Annotated in this window: 17 protein-coding genes; 10 read left to right on the top strand and 7 right to left on the bottom strand. The window is 66.0% G+C overall.

What is annotated here, in order from left to right; all coding sequences use genetic code 11:
* Window positions 1–85 precede the first annotated feature (85 nt).
* Both AC6JAC_RS06715 and AC6JAC_RS06710 read left to right on the top strand, forming a co-directional pair.
* The gene (locus AC6JAC_RS06715; RefSeq protein ID WP_028269604.1) at window positions 86–1,111 is read left to right on the top strand and encodes a 6-phosphofructokinase; all 1,026 of its coding nucleotides are present in this window, start codon (window positions 86–88) and stop codon (window positions 1,109–1,111) included.
* 103 nt (window positions 1,112–1,214) lie between these two features.
* Complete coding sequence (locus AC6JAC_RS06710) at window positions 1,215–1,973, top strand: GNAT family N-acetyltransferase (protein ID WP_028269605.1); 759 nt, start codon at window positions 1,215–1,217, stop codon at window positions 1,971–1,973.
* A 6-nt stretch (window positions 1,974–1,979) separates the two neighbouring features.
* Here AC6JAC_RS06710 and AC6JAC_RS06705 read toward each other — a convergent pair whose 3' ends face one another.
* The 7 genes from AC6JAC_RS06705 to AC6JAC_RS06675 all read right to left on the bottom strand — a co-directional run bounded on the left by AC6JAC_RS06705 (window position 1,980) and on the right by AC6JAC_RS06675 (window position 8,154).
* Window positions 1,980–3,512, bottom strand: a complete 1,533-nt coding sequence (locus AC6JAC_RS06705; RefSeq protein WP_043437559.1) for a DHA2 family efflux MFS transporter permease subunit — start codon at window positions 3,510–3,512, stop codon at window positions 1,980–1,982.
* A gap of 33 nt (window positions 3,513–3,545) precedes the next feature.
* Window positions 3,546–4,109: a PadR family transcriptional regulator gene (locus AC6JAC_RS06700; RefSeq protein WP_028269606.1), complete on the bottom strand. Its 564-nt coding sequence runs from the start codon at window positions 4,107–4,109 to the stop codon at window positions 3,546–3,548.
* 153 nt (window positions 4,110–4,262) lie between these two features.
* The gene (locus AC6JAC_RS06695) at window positions 4,263–4,703 is read right to left on the bottom strand and encodes an ankyrin repeat domain-containing protein (protein ID WP_028269607.1); all 441 of its coding nucleotides are present in this window, start codon (window positions 4,701–4,703) and stop codon (window positions 4,263–4,265) included.
* Window positions 4,700–5,785: a CAF17-like 4Fe-4S cluster assembly/insertion protein YgfZ gene (ygfZ, locus tag AC6JAC_RS06690; protein ID WP_028269608.1), complete on the bottom strand. Its 1,086-nt coding sequence runs from the start codon at window positions 5,783–5,785 to the stop codon at window positions 4,700–4,702. The genes AC6JAC_RS06695 and ygfZ overlap by 4 nt, the downstream gene beginning before the upstream one ends.
* Window positions 5,786–5,807: 22 nt before the next feature.
* The gene (locus tag AC6JAC_RS06685; RefSeq protein ID WP_231511037.1) at window positions 5,808–6,557 is read right to left on the bottom strand and encodes a flavodoxin family protein; all 750 of its coding nucleotides are present in this window, start codon (window positions 6,555–6,557) and stop codon (window positions 5,808–5,810) included.
* 78 nt (window positions 6,558–6,635) lie between these two features.
* The gene (locus tag AC6JAC_RS06680; RefSeq protein ID WP_028269610.1) at window positions 6,636–7,250 is read right to left on the bottom strand and encodes a nitrobindin family protein; all 615 of its coding nucleotides are present in this window, start codon (window positions 7,248–7,250) and stop codon (window positions 6,636–6,638) included.
* A 169-nt stretch (window positions 7,251–7,419) separates the two neighbouring features.
* Window positions 7,420–8,154 carry a hypothetical protein gene (locus AC6JAC_RS06675; RefSeq protein WP_028269611.1) on the bottom strand — a complete coding sequence of 245 codons (735 nt, stop codon included), beginning with the start codon at window positions 8,152–8,154 and terminating at the stop codon, window positions 7,420–7,422.
* 274 nt (window positions 8,155–8,428) lie between these two features.
* Here AC6JAC_RS06675 and AC6JAC_RS06670 point away from each other — a divergent pair, with 274 nt between their 5' ends.
* From AC6JAC_RS06670 to AC6JAC_RS06635, 8 genes are all read left to right on the top strand, one after another.
* The gene (locus tag AC6JAC_RS06670; RefSeq protein ID WP_028269612.1) at window positions 8,429–9,127 is read left to right on the top strand and encodes a winged helix-turn-helix transcriptional regulator; all 699 of its coding nucleotides are present in this window, start codon (window positions 8,429–8,431) and stop codon (window positions 9,125–9,127) included.
* A 243-nt stretch (window positions 9,128–9,370) separates the two neighbouring features.
* Window positions 9,371–10,342, top strand: coding sequence for a mycothiol synthase (mshD, locus tag AC6JAC_RS06665; RefSeq protein WP_028269613.1), 972 nt, complete (start codon window positions 9,371–9,373; stop codon window positions 10,340–10,342).
* Window positions 10,343–10,446: 104 nt separating this feature from the next.
* The gene (locus AC6JAC_RS06660; RefSeq protein WP_028269614.1) at window positions 10,447–12,696 is read left to right on the top strand and encodes an RNA degradosome polyphosphate kinase; all 2,250 of its coding nucleotides are present in this window, start codon (window positions 10,447–10,449) and stop codon (window positions 12,694–12,696) included.
* A 97-nt stretch (window positions 12,697–12,793) separates the two neighbouring features.
* On the top strand, window positions 12,794–13,711 hold the full coding sequence (locus AC6JAC_RS06655) for an NUDIX hydrolase (RefSeq protein WP_028269615.1): 918 nt from the start codon (window positions 12,794–12,796) through the stop codon (window positions 13,709–13,711).
* Between the two features lie 120 nt (window positions 13,712–13,831).
* Window positions 13,832–15,487: a hypothetical protein gene (locus AC6JAC_RS06650; RefSeq protein WP_497964034.1), complete on the top strand. Its 1,656-nt coding sequence runs from the start codon at window positions 13,832–13,834 to the stop codon at window positions 15,485–15,487.
* Entirely contained in the window at window positions 15,484–15,882 is a 399-nt protein-coding gene (locus AC6JAC_RS06645) for a GntR family transcriptional regulator (protein ID WP_497964032.1), read from the top strand. Before AC6JAC_RS06650 ends, AC6JAC_RS06645 begins: the two co-directional genes overlap by 4 nt.
* On the top strand, window positions 15,879–16,682 hold the full coding sequence (locus tag AC6JAC_RS06640; protein WP_028269617.1) for a thymidylate synthase: 804 nt from the start codon (window positions 15,879–15,881) through the stop codon (window positions 16,680–16,682). The genes AC6JAC_RS06645 and AC6JAC_RS06640 overlap by 4 nt, the downstream gene beginning before the upstream one ends.
* A complete protein-coding gene (locus tag AC6JAC_RS06635; RefSeq protein WP_028269618.1) occupies window positions 16,679–17,263 on the top strand; it encodes a dihydrofolate reductase in 585 nt (194 codons plus the stop codon). Before AC6JAC_RS06640 ends, AC6JAC_RS06635 begins: the two co-directional genes overlap by 4 nt.
* The last annotated feature ends 3 nt before the right edge of the window (window positions 17,264–17,266 follow it).

Below are 17,266 nucleotides of genomic sequence, written 5' to 3'. Positions count from 1 at the left end.
GTAACCCACACTCACCACTAGAATCTAGGTGAGCTCAGCGTGGCGCTCTGCCTGTACACCCTCTCACCAGGATTTGAGCCGAGACATGAAAATTGGAATTCTCACCAGCGGCGGCGACTGCCCCGGACTGAACGCCGTGATCCGCGGCGCCGTCCTCAAGGGAATCGCCATCCACGGCCACGAATTCGTGGGATTCCTCGACGGCTGGCGCGGCGTCGTCGAAGGCGACATCATCCCCATCCCCCGCACCATGGTCCGCGGCATCGCCAAGCAGGGCGGCACCATCCTCGGCACGTCCAGGACCAACCCGTTCGAAAACGGCGGCGGCCCCGAGGTCATCAAGGCCCACATGGACCGGCTCGGCATCGACGCCATCATCGCCATCGGCGGTGAAGGAACCCTGGCCGCAGCCAAGCGGCTGACCGACGCGGGCCTGAAGATCGTCGGCGTCCCCAAGACGGTGGACAACGACCTCGACGCCACGGACTACACCTTCGGCTTCGACACTGCCGTCCAGATTGCCACCGAGGCCATCGACCGCCTCCGCACCACGGGTGAATCGCACCACCGCTGCATGATCGCCGAGGTCATGGGCCGCCACGTGGGCTGGATCGCCCTGCACGCCGGCATGGCCTCGGGCGCCCACGCGATCCTCATTCCGGAGCAGAAGGCCTCCATGGACCAGATCACCGAGTGGGTGCAGGAAGCCCACGCCCGCGGCCGCGCGCCGCTGGTGGTCGTGGCCGAAGGATTCGTTCCGGAGGGCCAGGAAGCACCGCACTCCGAGCGCGGCCTGGACACCTTCGGGCGCCCGCGCCTGGGCGGCATCGCCGAGATGCTGGCACCCGAACTCGAAGCCCGGACCGGCATCGAGACCCGCGCCACCGTCCTGGGCCACATCCAGCGCGGCGGCGTCCCCTCCGCGTTCGACCGCGTCCTGGCCACGCGCCTGGGCATGGCCGCCATCGACTCCGTGGTGGACCACCGCTGGGGCACCATGGTGTCGCTGAACGGCACCGACATCGTCCACGTCGGCTTCGACGCCGCCCTGGGCAACCTCAAGCGCGTCCCGCAGGACCGGTACGACGAAGCTGCCGTCCTCTTCGGATAGGCAGCGTTCGGATAGGCCGCACCGCGGACGGACAGCTGGGGCCCCTGCGGCACGGGCCCTCAACAGTCCGTTCGCGCGTCCCTCTGCTGGGTAGGGTTGAGGCATGACTCTCGACCCCGGCTCCGCAGACATCATCCAGCTGGCCTGGGCCCGCCACTTGGGCCTTGACGACGGAGCCTTTGCCGCAGTGCGGAAGCTCGACGCCGATGCGGTCGTTTCCGGGGCCGGCCAGCTTGCCGCGGGCACACGGATCACCCGGGCGGACGAGTCCCGGAAGTCCGTGGATTTTGTGCGTTTGTTCGGGGTCTCGGCCCTCGTGGGACCGCAGTGGGCGCTCGACGCCGCCGCGGACATTCCCGACGAGGAACTCGCCCAGCACGTGACGCTCCTGACCATCACCCGGCAGCACGGCGGCCACGGCCAGGGCGCGGCCGCCCTCTTTTTCGCCGATGACCTCCCCCTGCGCCAGCCGGCCGAGGAGCTGACCGTCTCGCACGGGAATCCCGAGGCCATTGAGCTGGAAGGCCTCTGCCCGCCCGACGACGTCAACGAGGTGGGGCTCTCCGATCTCGAGCACCGGTTCACCATCCTGCGTGATGACAACGGCCGCAAGGTTCCGGTGGCCTGCGGCGCGTACTCCGAATGGGAAGGCATCCTGGCCCAAATGGGCGTCCTGGTGGACCCTGACTGGCGGCGCCGCGGACTGGGTTCGCTGGCGGCGTCCATCGCTGCCCACGAGGCACTCGCGGCGGGGCTCACCCTGCAGTGGCGTTCGGACGTCAGTAACAAGGGCGCCCTGTCGATCGCCCGCAGCCTCGGATTCTCAACCGGCGGCATCCACACCCGCGTCCTGCTGGGCTGACCCGGGTCAGCGCGACGTTGCGTCCGCTGCCCCGGCCCCGGCTCCGGCGTCGTCGGAGGCCGGCACGCTGACGGTGCCCCAGCCCTGAACCGGCTTGGGCTTGGCGAAGAACAATGCAACGGCAGCGCCCAGCAGGATCACCGCAGCAGGAAGCATGATGGACTGTCCCATCGCCGTCGAGAACCCCTCGTGCAGTGCCTCCGGCAGTGATCCGCCGAAGGCCATGGGGCTGGCCGTGCCGGAGGCGCCCTGCGCCGCCGGCAGCTCTGCCGCGAGCCTCGACTGGATGAGGACGGCGATGGCGGCGCTACCCAGCACGGCGCCGATCTGACGCGTGGTGTTGTAGACGCCCGAGCCGGCGCCGGCCTGGCGCGGCGGCAGGTTCCGGGTGGCCGTGGAGCTCAGCGGCGCCCAGATGCCCGCGTTCGCGAACCCGAGTACCGCACTGGGCAGGAGGAACAGCCAGATCGGCGTCTCCGGGTGCATCAGGGCAGAGTTCCAGAACAGCGCCACCGACATCAGGACCAGACCGGCTGCCGTGATGTATTTCGGGTTGACCCGGTCAATGATCTTGCCCACCACAGGCGCAAGGCCGCCGGAAATGAGCGCCATCGGGACCATCATCAGGGCAGACTGCGTGGGTGTCAGTCCCCGGACAATCTGGTAGTAGAAGATCAGCGGCAGGGTGAACGAGGTGACGGCGAAGCCCACCGTGGTGATGCCGATGTTCGCCAGGGAAAAGTTGCGGTCCTTGAACAGCGAGAGCGGCAGGAGCGGCTCCCCTTTGTTAAACCGCTGCCATAGGACGAACCCTGCCAGGACTACAACCCCGGCGATGATCAGGCCCCACACCGTGATGGGGCCGGTGATCGTTCCCCAGTTGTACGTCTCGCCTTCCTGGATGCCGAAGACAAGAAGGAAGAGCCCGACGGCGCTGAGCAGCACGCCGGGGATGTCGAACCGGTGCGGGTGCGTGCTCAGCGAAGGAACGAAGCGCAGGGCCAGGATGAAGCCGGCGATTCCGACCGGCACGTTGATGAAGAAGATCCATTCCCAGCCGAGGCCGTCCACCAGGACACCGCCGAGGATGGGGCCCACCAGGGTGGCCACACCGGCGGTGGCACCCCAGATTCCCATGGCCGCGCCGCGCCGGTCCGGCGGGAAGATCCGGGTGATCACTGCCATGGTCTGGGGCGTCATGATGGCGGCGCCGAAGCCCTGGAGCACGCGGGCCAGGATGAGGGTCTGGACGTCGCCGGACAGCCCGCACCAGAGGGACGCGAGGGTGAACACCACCAGGCCGGTGAGGTACAGCTTTTTCGGTCCGAACCGGTCACCCAGCCGGCCGGTGATCAGCAGCGGCACCGCGTAGGCCAGCAGGTAGGCGCTGGTCACCCAGATAACGGAGTTGATGTCCGCGTTGAGGCCTTCCATGATCCGCGGATTGGCCACCGAGACGATGGTGGTGTCGATCAGGATCATAAAGAAGCCGATCACCAGGGACCAGAGTGCCGGCCACGGCCTAGCTACGTTTTCCATGTAAATCCTTCAGGTGTGGTTGTTTGTGTTCCGCTACCACGGGAGTTCCCCGGAGCGGAGCTGGTCCTGCAGGCTGCGTATCCAGCCCATTTCGGACCTCAGCATGGTTTGTTGGTACTCGAGGTCGATCCAGTACTTGCGTGCGACGTCCTTCTTCAGGACGGCCGCCTCGCCCTTCTGCAGGAATTCCAGCTGGCCCTGCAGCAGCACCAGCCGGCGGTCCAAGAGCTCCAGTACGACGGCGGCAGGCAGGTTGTAGGCCTCGGCGACGGCCAGCGGGAACGACGGGTATTCATTCACAGGTTCGGCGAGCATGTCCTGCAGGCGCGCCGTCAGGGCCTCCCGGCCTGCGGGCGTGATCCGGTAGGTGGTCCGTTCCGGCCGGTTGCCTTCGCGGTCCGTTCCGGCTGTTTCCACGAGCCCGCGCTCCTCCAGCCGGCCGACGGCGTGATAGAGCGTTCCGGGGCGCACCTTGACCAGCCGGTCTTCGTGCCTGGCCATCAGGAGCTGGTACATCTCGTACGGATGCATCGGCTCCTCGACCAGCAGCGAGAGTGCAGAGATTCCGAGCGGCGTCAGCGGGGCAGATCGGGGCATGGTTCCGTTCACTCCCCCGTGTTCCATGGCACGTGGTGTCCACGGCCAGCAATTATTCCGCTCCAACTATTCCACATGGAATAGGCGGGTGCAAGAAAGCCCGCGGGTGCAGGACCCGCGGGCTTCCAGGTGCTTTGTCGCCTCAGCCCGTGGTCAGCCCAGCAGGGTCTGGATATCGGATCGGGCAAACATCTCCGCCGCTGCACGGGCGGAAGGCGTTCCGGCGTCCGGGTCAGCGCCCGCCCCCAGGAGCGCCTCGGCCACGTCGGTGTAGCCCTTGAAGGCGGCTCCGGCGAGCGGTGTCTGGCCGCGGTCGTTCACGGCGTTGGCATCCGCGCCATGCTGCAGGAGCAGTTGCACCGCCGGGGCATGCCCGTGGTATGCCGCAAGCATCAGCAGGGAGTCGCCGGCCGAATTGGTCATGTTGGCCGGGGCCCCGGCGTCGAGATAGCTGCCCAGCAGTGCTGCGTCACCCTGCCGCGCCGCGTCAAAAAGCGCGTGGGCAAGGGCCAGGGTTTCGTCGTCGGGCCCAGCGGCGCTGTTGTCCCCCGGGTTGCCGTTCCCCGGGTTGTCAGACTTCGGAGTGTCAGTCATCGGTGTGTTCCTTTCAGGAATCCGGTCTGGCGGCCCACCACCTGGCCGGCGTCGGGAGCCACGATGACTTCCTGCGCGGCCGTGTAGGGTTCGTCGCCGTCTACAACCGTCAGTATTTCATCCGGAGAAACGGAACGCTTTATGACGGCAAGTGCGATCGGACCCATTTCATAGTGCTGCACCACGGAGGTCACTGTTCCCACCTTCCGCTCACCCAGGCGGACTTCGCTGCCCACCGCGGGAAGGGTGTGCTGCGAGCCGTCCAACTGGAGGAACACCAGGCGCCGCGGCGGGTGGCCCAGGTTGTGCACGCGGGCGATCGTCTCCTGGCCCTTGTAGCACCCCTTCGCCAGGTGCACCGCGGTGCGCAGCAGGTCCAGCTCATGCGGGATGGTCTTGTCGTCGGTTTCCGCGCCAAGGCGGGGGCGCCAGGCGGCGATGCGCAGCGCTTCCGATGCCCAGACGCCGGCCAGCGGCCGGTCACCCACGGTGGCCTCGAGATCCGCGGCCGGTACCAGGTATTCAAACCACGGCCGCTCCATGCCGGGGTGGGATTCCTCCCCGACAACTGAGTAGGCGTAGCCGCCGGCGCCCACGTGCGGCCAGGGGTCCGCCCACACCAGCAGGTCCGGCCATTCCTCAACCCGCCGGGTGGTTCCAATGACCGCCCAGTCGTCGGATACATCCGCAATCTCCACCCGCAGCATGAACTTCATCCGGTTCAGCCACTCGGCCAGCGGTGCCGCTTCGGCGGCCTCCACGATCAGCCAGGTGGTCCCGCCGTCGTCAATCACCCGCGCGTCGAACTCAATACGGCCCTGGACGCTGAGAAGCAGCAGTTCGCTTGATTCCCCCGGCGCAAGGTTGGTGACCTGCTGGGATGACAGGGTGTTGAGCCAGCTCAGGCGGTCCGGACCGGTGACGGTGACCACGCCGCGGTGGGAAAGGTCGACGACGGCGGTGCCGGCCGCCAGCGCACGCTGTTCCCGCAGCGGCTCGCCGTAGTGGGATGCGACGCCGGTGTCCGCGCCGCCGGCTTCAACGGCGCCAGGGCGCGACAACAGGGGGCTTTTGGTAGTCATATGTAGTAGAAGTCCTTAGGGGCTAGCGGTATTCCGGATTCTCGAAGTCGAAACGTGTCCCGGCCTTCCATTCCTCCGGCAGGTTGCCGTACGCCGGGATCCCGCCGGCGTCCTTGAGCGTCCTCGCCAGGTGCAGCAGGTTCCACGTCATGAACGTGGTGTTGCGGTTGGTGAAGTCGCTCTGCGGACCGCCGGACCCCTCATCCAGGTAGCTGGGGCCGGGCCCCACGGGGCCGATCCAGCCGGCGTCGGCCTGCGGCGGGATGGTGAACCCGATGTGCTGCAGGCTGTAGAGGACGTTCATGGCACAGTGCTTGATGCCGTCCTCGTTGCCGGTGATGAGGCAGCCGCCGACCTTGGGGTAGAACGCCCATTGGCCTTTTTCGTTGAGTTGTCCGGAGTGCGCATACAGTCGTTCGATCAGCTTTTTCGTCTGGGACGAGTTGTCACCCAGCCAGATGGGGCCGGCCACCACCACAATGTCCGCTTCCTTGACGGCAGGGTAGAGTTCCGGCCATTCGTCGGTTGCCCAGCCGTGCTCGCGCATGTCCGGATACACGCCGCTGGCAATGTCGTGGTCGACGGTCCGGATCACCCGGGTGGCAACGCCCTGCTTCTCCATGATGAGGCGGCTGACCTCGATCAGGCCGCCCGTGTTGCTGGTCTCAGGAGATTTTTTGAGGGTGCCGTTGAAAAAGACGGCCTTCAGATCGCCGTAATTTGCTCTATTGCGCTGATCGGGCTTACCCGGGTCCGGCTGCTGGCTGTTCACGGTCTTGCTCCCTGCACTCGTTGCGGACAACAAAAATCAGTGAGACCTGCCGGCCGGGCTGTCAGGGCCCGGCCAGCCTTAGGACACCTTGCTGAGGATGGCCGAAGCGTGCGCTTCCAGTCCGCCGCCCGCGGTGGAGCTCTTCCCGCTGGCCACATCCCAGCGCCAGAGGAGCTTTCCTTCCACCAGGCCGAAAATCCTCGTGGCGGCCGTGTACTCCTTCGAGTGGCTTCCGCGCATCACCATGTCGGTGCTGAGGTGGATCTGCGGGCCCTTGATCTGGCCGTAGTACAGCTCGGAGATCCCGCCGGGGTGTGAAATGGAAACGGAAATGTCGAATCCGCCGTCGCTGTTGCGCAGCGCTTCGACTTCGTCGGCGCTCTTGAGCACAGGAACGATGTCGGCCGGGATCAGCCCCGGTCCGCCGTCTTCCTCCCGCTGCTTCCGCTCCAGCGCCCAGAACCCGGTCTCCACCGTCAGCGGCCGGAGCCTGGTGCCTTCATCGTCGGTCAGCCAGCTCTCGGCGCGGTACTGGAGGTACGGCAGTCCGTTGTGCGTGAAGGACACGTGCTGGAAGAAGTGCTCGGAATCCTCCTCGCCTGCCCCCAGGCGTCCACTGCCTTCCCACTCACCAATGAGCCAGGACAACGGGACGAGCTCGGGGGTGAGGTCTGTTGGAATTTCAATCGGCACAGTAACTACCTCCGCAGACAACTAACTCTGAACTGGTATTACTTCTGGCCCTTGAAGAGGCGGTAAACCACGAAACCTGCGAACCACGCCATGGAAATACTGGCAATACCAAGCAGGACAAGGAAGAAAATCTCAAATGCAAGTACGGACATGATGCCATCCTAACGCGTTAGTAGATGAGTAGTTTGTCTATGAAGTAGGCGAGCGAACCCACCGCCGCGACGGGCGCGAGGCCCATGCCAAGGGCGGCTGGAAAGTTAATCCGGTCCCCGCGGAGTATAACCAGTCTGCGCAGGCTGACGAGAACCGCACCCACCGCAACACCCACCACGGCGGCTGGTATTACGGCGATGTTAGAGAAGACCAGGCCTGCCAGCGGAGCCGAGAGGCCCGCCAGCACAATGCCCAAAGGTGCCACGATCCGGTCCGGCCAACGGATGAGACCGGCCAGCAACGCAAAGGCGGCACTGACGCCGGCTACCAGCAACATTTCCTTGACGCCGTTGAACCTGGACGCCGCAATCCACCCGGCGCCCAGGCAGGACAGGAGTACGCCGGCGCTCGAACCCAGCGTTGACTCCAGCCGCTGTGCCTGGCCCGTGCCCCGCAGGAGCTGCATCAGGAAAACGGCCATCACGCCGGCGGCGATAAAAGCCGGCGTCCAGTCGAGGAATCCCGGCGCCGGGACATAGGTGGCGGCTACTGCCGACCCGACCCCGGGGAGCCCGATGATTGCCGCGAGGGTTTTCTTGGCGGGAATGTCCAGGAAGTGGGGCCAGCCGAAGCCGACAGCCAGCGCCACGAGGATTGCCACGCCGAGCAGCACTTCCGCTGAGGCGTAGGCACCGCCGATGAAGACAGCAAGCCCGGCCAGCCCTATGGTTCCGATGGTCCACGGCTTCACTATTTACCCGCGCTCACTCTCTGCTGACGTCGTCGCTGCCTCCAATCCTGCCTTATGTGACCTGCTTATGTCGCAAAACGCTCATTGAAACCGGCCGGATCAGTGTCTGTTTAGAGGCGATTGGGTATACTCAAAGCTCAGCTACGCTTCCTTCGGAGGATGCGGGCCCGGCGGAAATTTCCGGCTGGCCGGTACCGACGCTGGGAGCCAGTACCGGCCGGTGAAAGCCCGGTTCAGACGCCCAATGATGCGCGGACAGCCCCTTGGAGGAACAATGTCGCACATCCTGCTACTGACGAACAGCACCGGGTCATCGGTGGACATTCTGCCTGCCTTGGAACTACTCAACCACCGCGTGCACATTCTCCCGGCCGAGCCCACCGCCCTGCTGGAGACCGATCCCTGCGATGTTGTCCTGCTGGACGCCCGCAAGGACCTGGTCGGAGCGCGGTCCCTCACGCAGCTACTCAAGGCCACCGGGCTCAGCGCACCTTTGATGCTGATCCTCACCGAAGGCGGCATGGCAGCCGTCTCCTCAGCGTGGGCCGTGGATGACATCATCCTGGACTCCGCAGGACCGGCTGAAGTTGAAGCCCGGATCCGGCTCTCGGTGGCCCGCGCCGTTCCCGAGCAGGAAGACACCCCCACCGAAATCCGGGCCGCCGGAGTCGTCATCGACGAAGCAAGCTACACGGCCAGGGTCAACGGTGCACCCCTGAACCTGACGTTCAAGGAATTCGAACTCCTGAAGTACCTGGCGCAGCACCCCGGCCGCGTGTTCACGCGCCAGCAGCTGCTCACCGAAGTATGGGGCTATGACTACTACGGAGGCACCCGCACCGTGGACGTCCACGTCAGGCGGCTGCGCGCCAAGCTGGGCGCGGACCACGAAAACCTGATCAGCACCGTGCGCAACGTGGGTTACCGGCTGACCCTGGTGCGGCAGCCCGAAGAGGAACTGACAGAGGCCTAGCCACACAAGAAGCCAAGCCAAAGAAGAAGCCCCGGACCAGCGGTCCGGGGCTTCTTCTTTGGCTTCTCAGCCTGCAGTGGAGGACATACGGGTCGAACGTATCGAGGCCACCCCAGTGGTGGATCCCCCTCAAATCCCGCTTCAGGAAGCCGGACCAGGTAATGACTATACGTGCCTGATCCCGCCTCATCAAATCGGCGCCAATCCCTCCGCCTCCCGGACGGGCCGTATAGCCTGTACACCATGAGTCCTGCGCATCCCGAGAACTGGCCCGTGCTCGTCGTCAAAGGCGGAGTGGACGACGATCTGCTCAGGGACTTCGCCGCCCTGGCCGCAGCCGCCGAGGAGTCGGACGGGAACCCTCCCCTGTCCGAACAGACCTTCGTGACGCTTCGCGCCGGTGAATCCGGCAGCCACTCGCTGCTGAGCCTGGCTCTCTACGCACCCGATGAGGACTCCGATCCTGCCACTGCCCAGGACCTGGCGGGATTCGCCGTGGTGGTGGAGGAGCCGGACGGCACCGGCGTGCTGGAGATCGCTGTTCACCCCAGCTACCGGAATCAGGGAGTGGGCGACCGGCTGGTGGCCACGCTGAAGGCATCGCGCGGTTTTGACGGCCTCACGGCCTGGTCCCACGGCGACCATGAGGCCGCCGCGGACCTCGCAGCCAAATACGGTTACGCCCCCATCCGGGAACTGTGGAAGATGCGGCTCACCACAGCGTCCGCGGAACTGCCCGACGCCGCCCTCCCGGACAACGTGACCCTGCGCGCCTTCGCTCCCGGCCAGGACGAGGAAGCCTGGTTGGCGGCCAACAAGGCCGCATTCGCGCACCACCCCGAACAGGGCAACATGACGCGGCAGGACCTGGAGGCCAGGATGGCCGAGGACTGGTTCGATCCGGCAGGTTTCCTCCTGGCCGTCGACCCGTCCGACCGGATCCTTGGCTTCCACTGGACCAAGGTGCACCCGCGCCACGGCACCCATCCGGCGATCGGTGAAGTCTATGTAGTGGGGGTGGCCCCCGAAGCCCAGGGCATGGGACTGGGCAAGGCCCTCACCCTGGCGGGCATCAAATACCTGCACGGGAAGGGCCTGCACGCGGTCATGCTGTACACCGATGCGGACAATGCACCGGCTGTTTCGCTGTACCGCCGGCTCGGCTTCACCCGGTGGGATGCCGACGTGATGTACGGACCCAAAAACGCCGGTTAATCCAATCGGCTGACGCATGCATCACGGTCCAGGAAATCTACGTATCCCCCGGATCGAATGCTTGTAAGGTTGAAGGTAAACCGCGCCAGCTAAAAGGAGTGACCATGCAACCGGAACCTGCCGGAATCGCCACGTCTGAGGCCAAGGTGCTGCCGGTGCGCGCCCGCTTCGGATCCTCGGAGGTGCCGGCTTCCCGCGCCACGCAGGACCGGATCGACATTCCCGAGTTCGCGCCCAACCCCGAGCCCGCGGGCGACATCAGCCCCGACCGGTTCCTGGACCGTGAACTCAGCTGGCTGGCCTTCAACGCGCGGGTGCTCGAACTTGCCGAGGATCCCGATCTCCACCTGCTGGAGCGGGTCAGCTTCCTCTCCATTTTCGCCTCCAACCTGGACGAGTTCTTCATGGTCCGCGTGGCCGGACTGAAGCGCCGGATCGCCACCGGCCTGGCCGTCCCGTCACCGGCGGGCCTGAGCCCCATGCAGGTGCTGGACCAGATCGGTGACGCCGCCCATCGCCTCGCGCAGCGCCATGCACGGGTCTACGCGGAACAGATCCGGCCGGCACTGGCTTATGAGCACATCCACCTGATGCATTGGGAAGAGCTCGACGACCAGGCCAAGGACCAGCTCAGCGCCATGTTCGCTGAGAAGGTCTTCCCCATCCTGACCCCGCTGGCCGTGGACCCGGCCCATCCGTTCCCGTACATCTCGGGGCTGTCCCTGAACCTCGCGGTGGTGGTCCGCAACCCGGTCAGCGACAAGGAGCTCTTCGCCCGCGTCAAGGTTCCGGACCAGCTGCCGCGCCTCATTTCCATCGACGGCCCGCGCGCCGGATCGGTGCCAGGCCGGGTGGCCCGGTTCATCGCCCTCGAAGAAGTCATCGCCGTCCACCTCGACCAGCTGTTCGCCGGCATGGAGGTCCTGGAACACCACACCTTCCGCGTCACCCGCAACGAGGACGTTGAGGTCGAAGAGGACGACGCCGAGAACCTGCTGCAGGCGCTCGAAAAGGAGCTGCTGCGGCGCCGGTTCGGTCCGCCCGTGCGCCTCGAAGTCACCAACGACATCAACCCGAACATCCGGGCCCTCCTGATCCGCGAACTGGGCGTGGAGGAGTCCGAGGTCTACTCCGTGCCTGCACCGCTGGACCTGCGGGGCCTGTCCGTCATCGCCGGCATCGATCGTGCTGACCTGCACTACCCGAAGCACGTGCCCCACACCTCGCGGTACCTGAACGAATCCGAAACGTCCAAGGCTGCCAACGTGTTCGCCGCGATGCGCCGCCGGGACATCCTCCTGCACCACCCGTACGATTCCTTCTCCACGTCCGTCCAGGCCTTCCTGGAACAGGCCGCGTCGGACCCGAAGGTGCAGGCCATCAAGCAGACCCTGTACCGCACCTCCGGTGACTCCCCCATCGTCGATGCCCTCATCGACGCGGCTGAAGCAGGCAAGCAGGTCCTGGCCCTGGTGGAAATCAAGGCCCGGTTCGATGAACAGGCCAACATTTCCTGGGCGCGGAAACTGGAACAGGCCGGTGTGCACGTGGTCTACGGCATCGTCGGCCTGAAAACCCACTGCAAGCTTTCCCTCGTGGTTCGCCAGGAAGTGGACGGCCTGCGGCGCTACTGCCACATCGGCACCGGCAACTACCACCCGCGCACAGCCCGTTATTACGAGGACCTCGGGCTGCTGACGGCCAACGAGCAGGTGGGCGAGGATCTCTCCAAGCTCTTCAACCAGCTCTCCGGCTATGCTCCGAAGTCCACGTTCAAGCGGCTCCTGGTGGCGCCCCGCTCGGTGCGTTCCGGCCTCATCGACCGGATCGAGAAGGAAATCCGCAACGCCAAGGCAGGCATTCCGGCCAGGGTGCAGATCAAGGTCAACTCCATGGTGGACGAGGCGATCATCGATTCGCTCTACCGTGCGTCCCAGGCAGGCGTAAACGTTGACGTGATCGTCCGCGGTATCTGTTCGCTGCGCCCCGGCATCCCCGGGCTCAGCGAAAACATCACCGTGCGCTCGGTCCTGGGACGGTTCCTGGAGCACTCCCGGGTCTTCGCCTTTGCCAACGGCGGCGAACCGGTGGTGTACATCGGGTCCGCCGACATGATGCACCGCAACCTTGACCGCCGGGTGGAGGCGCTCGTCCAGCTCACCAGCGGCGACGACACGTCCTATGTGCTGGACATGCTCCGCCGCTACATGGACCCGGGAACGTCCAGCTGGCATCTGGACAGCCAAGGCGAATGGACCAGGCACCACCTCGGCGAGGACGGCAAGCTTCTGGAAGATGTCCAGTCCTGGCTCCTCGCTTCACGTTCCCGCCAGCGCCAGACGATAAGGCGGTAGGACACTGGCCTCGAAGAGTGACTCCACAAGCGAAGTCAGCAATGACACGGCGAACGACACGCTTACTGCGGACCAGACGGACCACCCCGGGGAACCCATTGCCGTCACCGCAGCGGGTGCGCTTCCTTGGCGCGTCAACAAAGACGTGCTCGAGGTCCTGCTGATTCACCGGCCCCGCTATGACGACTGGTCGTGGCCCAAGGGCAAGATCGACCCCGGTGAGACCATACCGGAGTGCGCCGTCCGCGAGATCGAAGAGGAGATCGGGATTACGGCCACCCTTGGCATACCCCTTCCTCCCATCCACTACCACGTGTCCGCCGGCCTGAAGGTGGTCCATTACTGGGCCGTTGATGTGGACGGCGCCATGCTTCGTCCCGATGGCAAGGAAGTGGACAGCGTGATGTGGTGTTCACCCGAAAAGGCTGCAACCCTGCTGAGCAATCCCGGTGACATAGCGCCGCTCGAGCACCTGGTGGCGGCCCATGCCCGCAAGGAACTGGACACGTGGCCGCTGCTGGTGGTCCGCCATGCCAAGGCCAAGCCCCGCTCGTCCTGGACCAAGGCGGAGGGGGACCGTCCGCTCGCGGCCACCGGACTGAGGCAGGCGCAGGCCGTCGGGCGGCTGCTCCACGTGTGGAAGCCCCTTCGGGTGCACTCGAGCCCGTGGCAGCGCTGCGTCGCCACGATTGCCCCCTACGCCAAGTCCGCGGATGCCAAGGTGAAACTGCACGACGCCTTGACGGAACACCGCCATGCCAGGAGCCCGAAAAAGACGGCGGCCGTGGTCGAAGCACTCTTCGACAAGCAGCGGGCCATCGCCCTGTGCACCCACCGGCCCGCACTGCCCACTGTCATGTCGCAGCTGGGTGAGCACATGAACGGCCGGCTGCGCGCGATGCTGCCCACCGCGGACCCGTACCTGGCGCCCGGTGAGATCATCGTGTGCCATGTGGCGCGCGGCAACAGCAACAAGATTGTGGCAGTGGAACAGTTCAGGCCCTTCGACGACTGACTCGACGACTGACAGGACGGACAGCGCGGCGGCTGCCGGCCACCCCTGACGAAACCAGTCTTGACCCGGACTTCTTTGTATCAAATACTTAGTACATTGATGCAAAATCTGGGGGGATTTATGCCGGTCCAATTTGAACTGCCGCCGATGCTGCTGCTGGGACCGCTGGTCGCCGCCGTCGTTCTTTACATCATCCTCAGGTGGGTGGTGTGGGAACCGCGGATGGGCGCCTCACCTGAAACTGTTTCCCAGCACGCGCTCTGGGTGGGCGTCATCGGCTGGATGGCGAGTTCACTGCAGGGCGCCATGAACATCGGGATCATTCCGGCAACCTCCGTCAGCAGCCCGGTCGTCAGTCCGTCCCTGACCACCCCGGAGACGATCTTCCCCGCCCTTGCCTGGCCGGTCCTAGGCACGCTCGGCGTCCACGCGCTGGGCCAGCTCAGCTATCCGCGCCCCAGGGGTGCCCGCCGGAAGGCTAGCCTCCACGTGCGGCACGTGCGGGATTTCCTTCCGCTTCCGCTCGCCTGGACCACCCTGGCCGTCGTCATCGCTGCGGCCGCCTACATCGCTTGGGCCGCGACACTGCCGGGGTTCGATGCGTTGCCGTACGGGACAGTGGCTGAAGGCCCGCAGGTCTATCGCACGGTGGGCGGCGACGGCCGCATCCCGGGCACTACTCTGGCGGCATGGCTGGGCGGAGCCCTGGCCGTGCTGGCCGCAGGAACGTGGCTTGTGCTGCTGCTGATCGGCCGCCGCCGCCAGCTTGAGCAGCTGACCGAGCTCGACAATTCACTGCTGCGGACCATCGCCATGAACAGGCTGCTGCGGACCGTCGCCACGGTGGCCTCCGGGCTCGCCGTCATCGCCGGAAACTACGTTGCCCGGCCGGACCCCGCCGCAGGCAGCACATCGTGGACGAATTTCGCAGGCCTGGCGGGAGTCGCCGTGCTGCTGGCCATGCTGCTGTGGTCGCCACCCAAACTGGCGGGCACTGAAGCGGCCGCCGCGGCCCTGCGGAACGCGAAGCACGGGAATTTTCGGTCCGCTCCGCATCCGGCAACCAGGCTGGTGGTGTCCATCGGTGCCGCGCTGGGCGTTGCCACTGCCTTGCCGCTGTTCGTAGGGGTCTTCCTGGTTCCGGCCATCGTGGCAGCCGGCCCGTGGGGTCCCGCGGCCTTCGTGGCAGTGGTGGCGGGGCTGGTGCTGGTGGTCCTTGCCGGCGGAGAGCTGCTGCTCGAGCGCAATTACGCGAACCCGGCGGAACCGCGGACCTGGCCGAGGCAGCCGGTGGGTCCGGCGCTGCTCACCACCCTCATCCTCGCAGTGCTCGCCTTCGTGGCAGCCCTGGCGGTGGCAGCGGCCGGGAACTCCCTCCTCGGTTGGGACGCCGGCTGGACCATGCCGGCAATCTTCGGCCTTGCGGGAACCGGCCTCGCGGTCCCGGCGTTCCTCGCCACCCGCGGGCGGCACGGCATCCCGGATGCTCCCGCCGGACTCGACGCCGCGCTGCGGGCCATCACCGTGAACCGGATCGCGCGGACGCTGTCGGCCATGTTCATGGCGCAGGCAGCCATGGCGCTGCTGGTGAACAGCCACGCATGGGCGGCCGTTTTCGGGGTGGCGTTCGTGCCGTCCATTCCCTGGTTCCCGGCAACACTCGCCGGCACCGTCCTCTCCTTGGCGGCGATCGCCACCGCCCTCGTGCCGGTACGGCCCCGGACCGGATCCGTTGCCCGTCCGGTTCCCCGGCCGGGCAAGGACCGCGTCACATGACGGCCGGCATCGCTGTTGACCTCCGTTCGGCGGTGCCGCCGTATGAGCAGATCCGCCTTCAGGTCACCTCCCTGATTGCCGTGGGCTCCCTGGCCGCCGGCACGCGGCTGCCCAGCGTCCGCAGCCTGGCGGCGGACCTCGGCATCGCGGCGGGAACCGTGGCTCGGGCCTACAAGGAACTCGAGCAGGCCGGCCTGATCGAAACGCGGCGGCGGAACGGCACCGTCGTCGTCGGGATGCCCGACGCCGGCCTGCCCTCGGACGGTGCCGTTACCGCGGACCTGATTGCCGCCGTCGACCGCTATATCGCGAAGGGCCGCACCGCGGGCCTGGATGACGGCGCGCTCGAAGGCATTCTGCGTGTGAGACTCGGCCTCAGTAGACTGGAACAGTGAGCATCCCAACGCCCTATGAAGACCTCCTGCGTGACGTCCTTGCCAATGGCACGCACAAATCTGACCGCACCGGCACCGGCACCCTCAGCGTGTTCGGCCGGCAGATGCGCTTTGACCTGAGTCAAAGCTTCCCGCTGGTCACCACCAAGCGCGTGCATTTCAAGTCCGTGGCCGTGGAACTGCTGTGGTTCCTCCGCGGTGAAACCAACGTGAAGTGGATGCAGGACCAGGGCGTCACCATCTGGAACGAATGGGCCGATGCCGACGGCGAACTGGGCCCCGTCTACGGTGTCCAGTGGCGCAGCTGGCCCACCCCCGACGGCGGCCACATCGACCAGATCGCCGAGCTGGTGGAGAACCTCAAGTCCAACCCGGACTCGCGCCGGCACATTGTTTCCGCCTGGAACGTGGCCGAACTCCAGGACATGGCGCTGCCGCCGTGCCACGCCTTCTTCCAGTTCTACGTTGCGGACGGCAAGCTGTCCTGCCAGCTGTACCAGCGCTCCGCGGACACGTTCCTGGGCGTCCCGTTCAACATCGCCTCCTATGCTCTCCTGACCTGCATGCTGGCCCAGCAGGTGGGCCTGGAGCCGGGTGAGTTCGTCTGGACCGGCGGCGACGTGCACATCTACGACAACCACATGGACCAGGTGCTCAAGCAGCTGAAGCGGGAACCGTACGAATATCCGCAGCTGAAGATCCTCCGCAAACCGGACTCCATTTTCGACTACACGCTGGACGACTTCGAAGTGGTCGGCTACCAGCACCACCCTACGATTAAGGCGCCGATCGCAGTATGAGCACCGACAACGCCATGGATCCCCTGGCCTTCACTGAAAAAATCGCCGACGCCACCACCGGAGTGGGGCTCGTCTGGGCCCAGACCACGGCAGGCGTCATCGGCAAGGACGGCGACATGCCGTGGCACCTGCCCGAGGACATGAAGCACTTCACCCGGCTGACCAACGGGCACCCGGTCATCATGGGCCGCAAGACCTGGCTGTCATTCCCGGACAAGTACCGTCCGCTGCCCGGACGCACCAATATTGTGGTGACGCGGCAGGAAGGCTGGGGTGACACGCCTGAGGCACAGGGCGCACTCGCGGTGAAGTCGCTGGACGACGCGCTCCTGGAATCCCAGTTCGCCCCCGGCCACGAAACCGTGTGGGTCCTCGGCGGCGGGGAAATCTTTGCGCAGACCCTGGACATCGCCGACGTCGCGGTGGTGACGTTCATCGATTCCGAGACCGACGGCGACACGTATGCGCCGGAGCTCGGCTACGAATGGAAGCTGACAGCCAGTGAGCCCGCCACGGGGTGGCTGACGTCCGCCACCGGTACCCGGTACCGGTTCACCATGTGGCGTCGGACCGAGGCCTAGGAA

The organism is Arthrobacter sp. KUASC02 (assembly GCF_059739395.1).
This window is presented reverse-complemented; position numbering and strand designations above follow the sequence as displayed.